The 12,149-nt window shown below is 71.3% G+C and carries 11 protein-coding genes and 1 pseudogene; 3 read left to right on the forward strand and 9 right to left on the reverse strand.

Annotated elements, in window-relative coordinates; all coding sequences use genetic code 11:
* Window positions 1-6: 6 nt before the first annotated feature.
* Window positions 7-984, forward strand: a complete 978-nt coding sequence (locus IE247_RS14065) for an AraC family transcriptional regulator (protein WP_190123424.1) — start codon at window positions 7-9, stop codon at window positions 982-984.
* Here IE247_RS14065 and IE247_RS14070 read toward each other — a convergent pair.
* The gene (locus IE247_RS14070; RefSeq protein WP_190123425.1) at window positions 953-1,489 is read right to left on the reverse strand and encodes a flagellar hook-length control protein; all 537 of its coding nucleotides are present in this window, start codon (window positions 1,487-1,489) and stop codon (window positions 953-955) included. The two genes, IE247_RS14065 and IE247_RS14070, sit on opposite strands and share 32 nt — an antisense overlap.
* Before the next feature lie 450 nt (window positions 1,490-1,939).
* On the opposite strand from IE247_RS14070, the gene IE247_RS14075 reads away from it, so the two are divergent.
* Together IE247_RS14075 and IE247_RS14080 are read left to right on the forward strand one after the other, a co-directional pair.
* On the forward strand, window positions 1,940-3,415 hold the full coding sequence (locus IE247_RS14075; RefSeq protein ID WP_190123426.1) for an AlkA N-terminal domain-containing protein: 1,476 nt from the start codon (window positions 1,940-1,942) through the stop codon (window positions 3,413-3,415).
* A 10-nt stretch (window positions 3,416-3,425) separates the two neighbouring features.
* Window positions 3,426-3,929: a methylated-DNA--[protein]-cysteine S-methyltransferase gene (locus IE247_RS14080; RefSeq protein WP_190123427.1), complete on the forward strand. Its 504-nt coding sequence runs from the start codon at window positions 3,426-3,428 to the stop codon at window positions 3,927-3,929.
* Between the two features lie 14 nt (window positions 3,930-3,943).
* Here the strand turns inward: IE247_RS14080 and IE247_RS14085 are convergent, their stop codons facing one another.
* The 8 genes and pseudogenes from IE247_RS14085 to IE247_RS14120 form a co-directional block, all read right to left on the reverse strand.
* Window positions 3,944-4,459, reverse strand: coding sequence for an NUDIX domain-containing protein (locus tag IE247_RS14085; RefSeq protein WP_190123593.1), 516 nt, complete (start codon window positions 4,457-4,459; stop codon window positions 3,944-3,946).
* Window positions 4,460-4,493: 34 nt separating this feature from the next.
* Entirely contained in the window at window positions 4,494-5,567 is a 1,074-nt protein-coding gene (locus IE247_RS14090) for an ADP-ribosylglycohydrolase family protein (protein ID WP_190123594.1), read from the reverse strand.
* 96 nt (window positions 5,568-5,663) lie between these two features.
* Window positions 5,664-6,515: pseudogene (gene pssA, locus IE247_RS14095) on the reverse strand (CDP-diacylglycerol--serine O-phosphatidyltransferase); the annotation flags it as partial.
* Window positions 6,508-7,155 carry a phosphatidylserine decarboxylase gene (locus IE247_RS14100; RefSeq protein ID WP_190123428.1) on the reverse strand — a complete coding sequence of 216 codons (648 nt, stop codon included), beginning with the start codon at window positions 7,153-7,155 and terminating at the stop codon, window positions 6,508-6,510. The gene IE247_RS14100 and the pseudogene pssA, both read right to left, overlap by 8 nt.
* A 169-nt stretch (window positions 7,156-7,324) precedes the next feature.
* Entirely contained in the window at window positions 7,325-8,530 is a 1,206-nt protein-coding gene (locus tag IE247_RS14105; RefSeq protein WP_190123595.1) for an acyl-CoA dehydrogenase family protein, read from the reverse strand.
* Between the two features lie 2 nt (window positions 8,531-8,532).
* Window positions 8,533-9,066: a MaoC family dehydratase gene (locus IE247_RS14110; RefSeq protein ID WP_190123596.1), complete on the reverse strand. Its 534-nt coding sequence runs from the start codon at window positions 9,064-9,066 to the stop codon at window positions 8,533-8,535.
* A 5-nt stretch (window positions 9,067-9,071) separates the two neighbouring features.
* Complete coding sequence (locus tag IE247_RS14115; protein WP_190123429.1) at window positions 9,072-10,037, reverse strand: HpcH/HpaI aldolase/citrate lyase family protein; 966 nt, start codon at window positions 10,035-10,037, stop codon at window positions 9,072-9,074.
* Complete coding sequence (locus tag IE247_RS14120) at window positions 10,034-12,145, reverse strand: ethylmalonyl-CoA mutase (protein WP_190123430.1); 2,112 nt, start codon at window positions 12,143-12,145, stop codon at window positions 10,034-10,036. The genes IE247_RS14115 and IE247_RS14120 overlap by 4 nt, the downstream gene beginning before the upstream one ends.
* Window positions 12,146-12,149 lie beyond the last annotated feature (4 nt).

Genomic DNA, 12,149 nt, shown 5'->3' on the forward strand with positions numbered 1-12,149 from the left:
GGGCGGATGGATCCCTTGGACGACCTGTTACGGGGTGTGCGGGCGGACGGCGCGCTGTTCGACCGCTCCGTGCTCACCCCGCCGAAGACTCTCCGGCTGGGCGGGGGAGCGTCGCTGACGCTCTGTGTGCCGCTGCGCGGGGAGGTGACCGTCCGGCAGGGACGGGAACGGCGGACGCTGCGGCCGGGCGATGTGGCGGTGCTCCACGGCCCGGAGCCGTTCGCCGCCTCCGCCGCCGCGGGGTCCGCCGAGGACACCGCGCTGCTGGCCGGGGTCTACCGGGTGCGCTCGGCGGTGCCGGGCCGGCTGCTGCGGATGCTGCCGGGCTTTCTGCTGCTGCGCGAGGAGTACGACTGGACCGTGACCCGTGACCATCTGGAGGCCGCGGTGGCTGTCACCGGTCCCGCGCACCAGGTGGTGCTGGACCGGCTGCTCGACTGGCTGCTGGTCTGCACCCTGCGGCAGTGGTTCGACCGGCCGGACGCGGACCCGCCGGCCTGGTACCGCGCGCTGGGCGACCCGGTGGTGGGCCCCGCGCTGCGGGCGATGCACGAGCGGCCCGGCCAGGCCTGGACCCTGGCCGCCCTCGCGGCCGAGGCCGGGGTCTCGCGCACCACGCTGGCCAAGCGTTTCCCCGAGGCGGTGGGGGAGTCGCCGATGAGCTATCTGACGGGGTGGCGGATGGCGCTCGCCGCCGATCTGCTGGCCGAGTCGCGGGCGACGGTCGCCTCCGTCGCCCGCCGGGTCGGCTACGCGGACGCCTTTGGCTTCAGCGCCGCGTTCAAACGCACCAGGGGCGTCAGCCCCACCGCCTTCCGGGCCGACGCCAACGCCGCGGCCGACACCGAGACCGCCGAGGCCGTCGAGGTCGCCGGGGCCGTCGAGGTCGTCGGCCCCGGCCCGACGGCGGCGATCGTGAGACGGCCGCCGTCGGGCCCGAAGCGGGATCCGCTCAGCTCCAGGGGTTCGACGGCTGGTCGTTGATCGCCGTCCAGAAGCGGGTGCCCAGCGGAACATCACCGTGGGCGTAGTAGCTCCAGCCGCCCGAGTACGCCAGATTGGGCCCGTACCGGCCGTCGTGGAACTCGGCCATCCGCCAGCCCGCGCCCAGGCTGTTCGCGCACACCTGGTCCGCGATGGCCCGGCTGGTCAGCCGCGTCCCGCGAATGGGGCTGGTCGCGGCGACCGTGCCGCGCGCCCAGCCCGCGTAGAAGTCGGGGGTGATGCCCGCGGGGACCGGGCTGCCGTCGATTCTCAGACACAGCAGCGGGAGCGAGGCGGTGGTGGCGGTGTCCCCCGTGTACGGGTTGCTCAGGGGGCCGCCGCCGACCCGGACCGTGCCGCTCGGTCCGTCCCCGAGCAGGGTCCATGTCATCGCGGACGCGGCGGCCGGGGCGGGCGGGGCGGCGGCGGACACGGGGGACACGGCCGTCGCCAGGGCCGCCGCGACGGCGGCGACGACAGCGAAACCTGATGTGATCCTGCGCAAGGGGGTCTCCTCACTCGCGTGAACACAGAATGTGCTTCACCGCTGGTGGATTCTTCACGTTCTCCATGTCTTCGCCATAGGAGAGAACCGGTCAGCATCCCCACCCGACCGACCGCCCCGGGCGCAGCACCAGCCCCACCCGAGCCGCTCCCACCTCCGCCCCCGACCGCCCGATTCCCGCCGGGGGCCGCTCCCGCGCGCCGCCCCGCCGCACACGGAAAGGGCGACCCGGCCGTATCCGCCGCCCCGGGGGCCCGGACCGCCGACAGCCTCGCCGATGAACTTCAGCCGCCGCCCGCCACCCGTCGTTCCAGCAGCTCAGAGCGATCGACGGCCCCTTCCCCACTCCTTCGGCCGGTCCGCGCGAGCGGCCCCGAGCAGCCCCGGCGGCGAAAGGCTGATGTCGTTTTCTCGCCAGCATCACCCGATGCGATGCCCGATGCTTGACCTATGCACGCCGACACCGAGCGCTGTGTACGCGCCGTCCAGTCCAAGGACGCCCGATTCGACGGCTGGTTCTTCACCGCCGTACTGACCACGGGCATCTACTGCCGCCCCAGCTGCCCGGTCGTTCCCCCCAAACCCCAGAACATGACCTTCTACCCGAGCGCCGCCGCCTGCCAGCAGGCCGGCTTCCGGGCCTGCAAGCGCTGCCGCCCCGACACCAGCCCCGGATCGCCCGAGTGGAACGCCCGGGCGGACGCCGTGGCCCGCGCCATGCGGCTGATCGGCGACGGAGTCGTGGACCGCGAGGGCGTGCCGGGACTCGCCGCCCGCCTCGGCTACTCCACCCGGCAGATCGAGCGCCAGCTCCGCGCCGAACTGGGCGCGGGCCCGCTCGCCCTGGCCCGCGCCCAGCGCGCGCAGACCGCGCGGCTGCTCATCGAGACCACCGCCCTCCCCATGGCGGAGATCGCCTTCGCCGCCGGTTTCTCCTCCGTGCGCACCTTCAACGACACCGTCCGCGAGGTCTTCGCGCTCTCCCCGGTGGAGCTGCGCGCCCGCGCCGCGCGCGGCGGCGTCCGGCCCTCGCCGACCCCGGGGGTGATCGCGCTGAGACTCCCGTACCGCGAGCCGCTCAACCCGAGCAATCTCTTCGGCCATCTCGCCGCCACCGGAGTCCCCGGCGTCGAGGAGTGGCGCGACGGCTCCTACCGGCGCACCCTGCGGCTGCCGTACGGACACGGCGTCGTCTCCCTCGCCCCGGCCACCGGGCACATCGCCTGCCGGCTCGCCCTCACCGACCCGCGCGATCTCACCATCGCGATCAGCCGGTGCCGCCGCCTCCTCGACCTGGACGCCGACCCCGTCGCCATCGACGACCGGCTCCGCGGCGACCCGCTCCTGCGCCCGCTGGTGGACGCCGCGCCCGGCCGCAGAGTGCCGCGCACCGTGGACGCGGCCGAGTTCGCCGTACGCGCGGTGCTCGGCCAGCAGGTCTCCACCGCCGCCGCCCGCACCCACGCGGCCCGGCTGGTCCGGGCCCACGGCGAACCGGTCGAGGACCCCGAGGGCGGTCTCACCCATCTCTTCCCCTCGGCCGAGGCGCTCGCCGGGCTGGACCCCGACTCCCTCGCCCTGCCCCGCACCCGGCGCACCACCCTCACCACCCTGGTGACGGCGCTCGCCGACGGCGCGCTGAAGCTCGGCACCGACAGCGACTGGGAGGAGTCCCGCGCCCGGCTCGCCGCGCTGCCCGGCTTCGGACCCTGGACCGTCGAGGTGATCGCGATGCGCGCCCTCGGCGACCCCGACGCCTTCCTCCCCACCGACCTCGGCATCCGCCGCGCGGCGGCCGGCCTCGGACTGCCGCCCACCCCGGCCGCCCTCACCGCGCACGCGGCGGCCTGGCGGCCCTGGCGGGCCTACGCGGTCCAGTACCTCTGGGCCACCGACACCCACCCGATCAACCATCTCCCGGACTGAGGAAACAACCATGATCAGGCAGCACACGGTCCTCGACAGCCCCTACGGCCCGCTCACCCTCGTGGCCACCGACGGGGTCCTCAGCGGGCTGTACATGACCGACCAGCGCCACCGCCCGGACGAGGAGACCTTCGGCGAGCGGGACACCGCCCCCTTCGGCGAGACGATCCGCCAGCTCGACGCGTACTTCGCCCGCGAGCTGACCGAGTTCGACCTCCCCATGTCACTGGCGGGCACTCCCTTCCAGCGCGGCGTCTGGGAGCGGCTCCTCGCCATCCCGTACGGGGAGACCCGCACCTACGGAGAGCTGGCCGAGGAACTCGGCAACCCCAACGCCTCCCGCGCGGTGGGCCTGGCCAACGGCAAGAACCCCGTCTCGATCATCGTCCCCTGCCACCGGGTGATCGGTTCCACGGGAAGCCTCATCGGGTACGGGGGAGGCCTCACCCGCAAGCAGCGCCTGCTCACCTTCGAATCCGGCGCCTCCGCCGAACCGGAGGCCGCCCTCTTCTGAACCACGCGGGGGCGTCAGCCCCGGAGGCCCGGAGCCTTCGCCGCCCCCGAGCCCACCGGCCGCCCGTCCACCAGCTCCACCGGCCCCGCCCCGGCGGCCAGCGCCTCCAGCGCCGCGTTGAGCCGGTCGCCGAAGCGCCCCGGGAGCAGCTCGTACAGCTCGTCACGGGCGACCAGCCGCCAGGACAGCAGCTCCTCCTCCTGGAGCCGGATCGCCCCCAGCTGCTCGTCGCTCAGCACCCCGCCGTCGTACAGATGGAGCGTGATCGGCGGCCTGAGGTCGCTGCGCGTCCAGTCCACCGCCAGCAGCGCCCCCGGCTCCACATCCAGCCCGATCTCCTCCAGCGTCTCCCGCCGGGCCGCCTCCCGGGGCGTCTCCCCGGCGTCCGACTCGACGGTCCCGCCGGGCAGCGTCCATCCGTCCCGGTAGTTCGGCTCGACCAGCAGAATCCGGCCGTCCCGGTCCCGCAGGACGGTCGAGGCACTCGCGAGGATCTTGGGCAGGGAGGCGATGTACGCCGTGTAGTCCATGGTCACACCGGCAGACTAGGGCCTGTCGTTCGGATCAGGAGGACATCGAGGCCAGGCGGACCGTGCGGGCGGCGAGTTCGCTGATGCGCGCGCCGTCGAAGCCGAAGACCGCGCTGCGGACCCGGTCGTGGAGCGGATCGGTCCAGACGGCGGGGATGGCGCGCGCGCCGTACAGCACCCCGGCGACCGAGCCGGCGGTCGCGCCGTTGGAGTCGGTGTCCAGGCCGCCGCGGACGGTCAGGGCGATGGTGCGGGTGAAGTCGCCCGCGCCGTAGAGCAGCCCCGCGGTGATCACGGCGGCGTTGGGCACGGTGTGGATCCAGTGGAGCGAGCCGGTGCGGGACTCCAGCTCGTCCAGCGTCCCCGACCAGTCCGTCCCCGACTCGTGCAGCGCCGTCGTGTGGCGGACGGTACGGGCGAGCCGGCCGCCCGCGGGGATGTGTTCCAGGGCGGCGTCGATCGCCTGCCGGGGGCCGTCGGCGGTGAACGCGGCGGCGATCAGCGCGGCCGCCCACATCGCGCCGTGGACGCCGCTGCCCTGGTGGGAGAGGACGGCGTCCCGGCGGGCCAGCCGCGCGGCGCGGTGCGGATCGCCGGGCGAGGTCCAGCCGAAGACATCGGCGCGGATCAGCGCGCCGATCCACTCCTGGTAGGGGTTGTCGTACGTCGCGGTGCGCGGCGGCTTCAGCCCGTTCGCGAGATTGCGGTAGGCCGCCCGCTCGGCGGTGAACGTCTGGAGGTACGGCAGCCGCCGCAGCCACATCTCGCCCACCTGCTCGGTGGTGAACGAGAAGCCGTGGGCCTCCAGCAGATGCAGCCCCAGGATCGCGTAGTCGACGTCGTCGTCGCGGCAGCTGCCGTTGATCCTGCCGCGTACGCACTGGGGCCACTCCGGGCGCAGCTCGAATTCGCCGGGCTGGGCGTCGGGCGGGGGAGCGGGCAGATAGTCGGTGAGCGGGAGCGCTCCCGTACGGCGCAGATAGCGGTCGATGCGCTCCCGTGTCCAGTACCCGCCGCGCTCCACGGGTTTGCCGAGCATATTGCCCGCGACCCTGCCCTGCCAGCCGCCGAGGATCCGGTCGGTCAGCTCCGAGTGATGTAGACCCATGTCTCTGGTGTACCCCGGAGGGAGCGCCCCTCCTCCGGGAACACGACGAGGGCCCGGGCGCCAGATGCGGCCCGGCCCCCGAAGGGGGGGAAACCAGGGGAACTGTGGCGCCCCCGCCCCACCGGGGGTGGCAACGAAGGGGGTGGCGGCGCGTGCGGTGGCGAAGAGCGGGATCACCGCGCCCAGCACCACCTGGAGCGCACAGCCGGTCTGGAGCAGGAGCTGCCCGTTGGGGGCGTCGAAGGCCCAGGCCGCCAGCAGCCCCATCGCGGAGACGATCCAGCCGAGCATCGCGACCGCGAGGATGCCCCGCGGCTTCGGGTACTCGACCCGGCTCACCATCAGCCATGCCGTGCCGATGATCGCCAGGAGGGTCGGTACGAAGGGCAGCTCCAGCAGCACGATCGAGACGATCGTGAGCGCTCCGAAGGGGCTCGGCATGCCCTGGAACATGCCGTCCTTCATCGTCACACAGGAGAATCTCGCGAGCCGCAGTACCACCGCCAGCAGCACCACGATGGCGGCCAGGGCCGACACCTGTTCCACCGCGTCCGCCGTGACCATGCCGTACACGAGCACGAAGTACGCCGGCGCGAGTCCGAAGCTGATCAGATCGGAGAGATTGTCCAGCTCCGCGCCCATCGGCGAGCTGCGGAGCTTGCGCGCCACCAGCCCGTCGAAGAGGTCGAAGATCGCCGCGAGCAGCATCAGGATGACGGCGGTCGCGGCGCTGTGCCGCGCCATGCCGGACTCCTGGCTGCCCTCCAGATGCGGAATGAGGATTCCGGTGGTGGTGAAGTACACCGCCATGAATCCGCAGGTCGCGTTGCCGAGGGTGAGCGTGTCCGCTATCGACAGCCGCAGAGAGAGAGGCATCTCCTCCGCTTCTTCCTCGGCCTCCGCGGTGGCCTCGGCGACCCAGCCCGCCTGTGTCTCAGGATCAATCACGGTCAATGCGAGTCACCCCCGCGGTCGTGGTCTGACCGACCTCGACCGCGACCTCGACACCTTCCGGCAGATAGATGTCGACGCGCGAACCGAAGCGGATCAGACCGATCCGATCCCCCTGCTCGACCTTCGTGCCCTGGGGCACGTACGGGACGATGCGCCGGGCGACGGCGCCCGCGATCTGCACCATCTCGATGTCACCGAGCTCGGTGTCGAAGTGCCAGACAACGCGCTCGTTGTTCTCGCTCTCCTTGTTGAACGCCGGCACGAAGCCGCCGGGGACGTGCTCGACCGATGTCACGGTGCCCGCCAGCGGGGCGCGGTTGACATGGACGTTCAGCGGGCTCATGAAGATCGCGACGCGGGTGCGCCCGTCCTTCCACGGCATGATGCTCTGCACCACTCCGTCGGCGGGCGAGATGACCCTTCCCTGGGTGATCTCGCGCTCGGGGTCGCGGAAGAACCACAGCATGCCCGCCGCGAGCGCGGTGGTGGGCACGGCGATGACCGCGGCCGCCCGGGAGCTGCGCGCCCGGGCCAGGCTGAGGGCGGCGGTGGCGACGGTCGGCAGGAGCCACGGCGATGCTCCGCGCGCGAGGCGGACACGGCCGCGAGGTGCAGAGGTTTGGCTGTGGGGCATGGATGACCTTCGTGGCGGACGATGCCGCACTGGTTGACGGGTACTGCGGCTTTCCGTCGATGCTATCGGGTGGGAGCCGCAACTGGGAAAGCCAGGAACCGAGTCGGCGGCCGGAAGCGAATGACGAGATGTGATCTTCTTCGCGGAGAAAGCACCCCAAACAAGACAATCAACCCTCGATTCGGTACTCCTCCAGCAAACGCCGGCCGATGATCATTTTCTGGATCTCGGCGGTACCTTCACCGATCAACAGCATCGGGGCCTCCCGGTAGAGGCGCTCGATCTCGTACTCCTTGGAGAAGCCGTAGCCGCCGTGGATGCGGAAGGCGTCCTCGACGACTTCCTTGCAGTACTCGGAGGCGAGGTACTTCGCCATCCCTGCCTCCAGGTCGTTTCGTTCCCCGGAGTCCTTTTTGCGTGCAGCCTTCACCATCATCGCATGGGCGGCCTCGACCTTGGTGGCCATTTCGGCCAGCTTGAACTGAATGGCCTGGTGGTGGGCGATGGCGCGGCCGAAAGTGTGCCGCTGCTGGGCATAGGAGATCCCCAGCTCGAAAGCACGCTGCGCGACGCCGCAGCCACGCGCGGCCACATTGACCCGGCCCACCTCGACGCCGTCCATCATTTGGTAAAAACCTCGGCCGGTGACCCCGCCGAGCACCCGATTCTCCGGAATGCGCACCCCATCCATGATCATTTCGGTGGTGTCGACACCCTTGTAACCCATCTTGTCGATCTTCCCCGGGATGGTCAGCCCCGGACGGACCTCGCCGAATCCCGGCTCCTTCTCGATCAGGAAGGTCGTCATCGACTTGTGGGGAGCCGTTCCCTCGGGGTGTCCTTCGTCACTTCGCACCAGAACGGCCACCAGATTCGAGGTCCCGCCGTTGGTGAGCCACATCTTCTGGCCGTGCAGCAGATGGCCGTCGCCGTCGCGCACCGCCCTGGACGTGATCGCGGACACGTCCGAGCCGAGCCCCGGCTCCGACATCGAGAACGCGCCCCGCACCTCGCCCAGCGCCATCCTCGGCAGAAAGGTCTCCCGCTGCTCCGGGGTGCCGTGCTGCTTGATCATGTACGCGACGATGAAATGGGTGTTGACGATGCCCGAGACCGACATCCATCCCCGGGCGATCTCCTCGACGCACAGGGCGTAGGTCAGCAGCGACTCGCCGAGCCCCCCGTACTCCTCCGGAATCATCAGCCCGAATACGCCGAGTTCCCTCAGCCCCTCCACTATCCGGGTCGGATACTCGTCCCGGTGCTCCAGCTCGGTCGCGACCGGGATGATCTCCTTGTCGACGAATTCCCGGACCGTGGCCAGGATCTCCCGCTGGACGTCGGTCAGCCCCTCGGTCTGGGCGAGTCGCGCCACCGTCACCCCTCCCTCTTCGCTTCCCCGGCCGAGGGGGTCCCCGGCTCCGGGCGGCCGGGCTGCTCCCCGCCGCGCTCCTCGATGTACGCCTCGGTCGGCACCATCACCTTGCGCCGGAAGACGCAGACCAGCGTCCCGTCCTGCTTGTGACCCCGGGTCTCGACCGTCACGATCCCCCGGTCGGACCTGGACCGTGAGGGGGTCTTGTCCAGTACGGTGCTCTCGCCGTAGACGGTGTCGCCGTGGAAGGTCGGCGCGAGGTGCCGCAGCGACTCGACCTCCAGATTGGCGATCGCCTTCCCGGAGACGTCGGGCACCGACATCCCCAGCAGCAGCGAGTACACATAGTTTCCGACCACGACGTTCCGCCCGAAATCGGTGCTGGTCCCGGCGTAGTGGGCGTCGAGATGGAGCGGATGGTGGTTCATCGTCAGCAGACAGAAGAGATGGTCGTCGTACTCGGTGACCGTCTTCCCCGGCCAGTGCTTGTAGACGTCCCCGACGGCGAACTCCTCGTAGGTACGGCCGAACCGCATGGCGCTCACACCTCCGGGGCCGTGAAGGAGGAGGTGCGGACCATCCCGGCCGCGCGGCCCTTGCCCGAGACGACCAGCGCCATCTTCCGGCTCGCCTCGTCGATCATCTCGTCGCCGAGCATCGCCGAGCCCTTCCGGCCGCCCGCCTCCGAGGTGTGGTGGTCGTACGCGTCGAGAATCAGCTCGGCGTGGTCGAAGTCCTCCTGCGAGGGCGAGAACACCTCATTGGCCGCCTCCACCTGACCCGGGTGCAGCACCCACTTGCCGTCGTAGCCCAGCGCGGCCGCCCGCCCGGCGACCTCCCGGAAGCCGTCGACATTCCTGATCTGGAGATAGGGGCCGTCGATCGCCTGGAGGTCGTGCATCCGGGCGGCCATCAGAATCCGCATCAGGATGTAGTGGTAGGCGTCCGCCGGATAGCCGGGCGGCTGCTCGCCCACCACCAGCGACTTCATATTGATGGACGCCATGAAGTCGGCGGGGCCGAAGACGATCGTCTCCAGCCGGGGGGAGGCCCCGGCGATGGCGTCGACGTTCACCAGCCCCCGCGCGTTCTCGATCTGCGCCTCGATGCCGATGCGGCCCACCTCGAAGCCCATCGCCTTCTCGATCTGGGTCAGCAGCAGATCCAGCGCCACGATCTGCTGGGCGTCCTGGACCTTCGGCAGCATCACACAGTCCAGATTCTGGCCGGCCCCCTCCACCACGGTCACCACATCGCGGTAGGTCCACTCGGTGGTCCAGTCGTTCACCCGGACGACCCGGGTCTTGCCGGTCCAGTCGCCCTCGTTGAGGAACTTCACGACGGTGTGCCGGGCGTCCGGCTTGGCGAGCGGGGCGCAGGCGTCCTCCAGATCCAGGAAGACCTGGTCGGCGGCGAGCCCCTGGGCCTTCTCCAGGAAGCGGGGGTTGGAGCCGGGGACCGCCAGGCAGGAGCGGCGCGGGCGCGGACGGTTCACGGGCCGGGTCATACGGAGACCTCCAGAGGGTCGAGGTTGTTGGCTTTCCGGATCTCGTCGACGATACGGCCGATGATCTCCGTGATGCCGAAGTCCTTCGGGGTGAAGACGGCGGCCACCCCGGCCGCCCGCAGCGCGGCCCCGTCCGCCGGGGGGATGATCCCGCCGACGATCACCGGAATGGGGGTGTCCCCGGTGTCGCTGGTACCGCCGGTGTCGCTGGTACTGCCGGTGCCGGTGCCGGTGCCGGTGCCGTCGCCTGTGCCTCCGCCGGGCGCGGAGTGGCTCGCGCCCGCCGCGCGCAGCCGCTCCAGCACCTCGGGCACCAGCGCGGTGTGCGAGCCGGAGAGGATCGAGAGCCCCACACAGTGCACGTCCTCCGCGAGCGCGGCGGACACGATCTGCTCGGGGGTGAGCCGGATGCCCTGGTAGACCACTTCAAAACCGGCGTCCCTGGCGCGCACCGCTATCTGCTCCGCGCCGTTGGAGTGCCCGTCGAGCCCCGGCTTGCCCACCAGCAGCCGCAGCCGCCCGCAGCCCAGCTCGGCGGCGGTCCTGGCCGCCATCGACCGGACCCGGGCCAGCGGGGTGCCGGGCTCGGCGGCGACGGTGAGCGGCGCGCCCGAGACCCCGGTGGGGGCCCGGAACTCGCCGAACACCTCGCGCAGCGCCCAGGACCACTCCCCGGTGGTCACCCCGGCCCGCGCGCACTCCACGGTGGCGGCCATCAGATTCCCGCTGCCCTCGGCCGCCTTCCGCAGCGCGGTGAGCGCCTCGGCCGCCCGGAGTCCGTCGCGCCGCTCCCGCCACTCGTGGAGCGCGGCCACCACCGTGGCCTCGTTCGCCGGGTCGACCGTCATGACCGCCGAGCCGAGGTCCGCCGTGAGCGGGCTCCGCTCGGTCGCCTCGAAGACATTGACGCCGACGATCTTCTCCTCGCCGCTCTCGATCCTGGCCCGCCGCTCGGCGTGCGAGGAGACCAGCCGCGACTTGAGATAGCCGGACTCGACGGCCGCCATCGCCCCGCCCATCGCGTCGATCCGTTCGATCTCCGCGAGGCACTCGGTCACCAGCGAGGCCACCTTGGCCTCGACGACATGGGAGCCCGCGAAGATGTCCTCGTACTCCAGCAGATCCGACTCATGGGCCAGCACCTGCTGGATCCGCAGCGACCACTGCTGGTCCCAGGGGCGCGGCAGCCCCAGCGCCTCGTTCCAGGCGGGCAGCTGCACGGCGCGGGCCCGGGCGTCCTTGGAGAGGGTGACCGCCAGCATCTCCAGCACGATCCGCTGGACGTTGTTCTCCGGCTGCGCCTCGGTCAGCCCGAGGGAGTTGACCTGGACGCCGTAGCGGAAGCGGCGCTGCCGGGCGTCCTCGACCCCGTACCGCTCACGGGTGACACGGTCCCAGATCCGGGAGAACGCCCGCATCTTGCACATCTCCTCGATGAAGCGGACGCCGGCGTTCACGAAGAACGAGATCCGGCCGACCACCTCGCCCCGGCGCTCCCGAGGCACCTGGCCCGAGGCGAACACCGCGTCGAGCACGGCGATCGCGGTGGACATCGCGTACGAGATCTCCTGGACCGGGGTGGCCCCGGCCTCCTGGAGGTGGTAGCTACAGATGTTGATCGGGTTCCAGCGGGGGATCCGCTCGACCGTGTAGGCGATCATGTCGGTGGTCAGCCGCAGGGAGGGGCCGGGCGGGAAGACATGCGTCCCGCGCGACAGATACTCCTTGACGATGTCGTTCTGGGTGGTGCCCTGGAGCGCGGCGGGGTCCGCGCCCTGCTCCTCGGCGACGACCTGGTAGAGCGCCAGCAGCCACATCGCGGTGGCGTTGATCGTCATCGAGGTGTTCATCCGCTCCAGCGGGATGTCCCGGAAGAGCCGCCGCATGTCGCCGAGATGGGCGACGGGGACGCCGACCCGGCCGACCTCGCCCCGGGCGAGGAGGTGATCGGGGTCGTACCCCGTCTGGGTGGGCAGGTCGAAGGCGACCGAGAGCCCGGTCTGCCCCTTGGCGAGATTGCGGCGGTACAGCTCGTTGGAGGCGTCGGCGGTCGAGTGGCCGGCATAGGTCCGCATCAGCCACGGCCGGTCCTTCTGGCGCTCTGTCATGGTC

It is taken from the genome of Streptomyces inusitatus (assembly GCF_014651115.1).
GTDB lineage: Bacteria > Actinomycetota > Actinomycetes > Streptomycetales > Streptomycetaceae > Streptomyces > Streptomyces amakusaensis.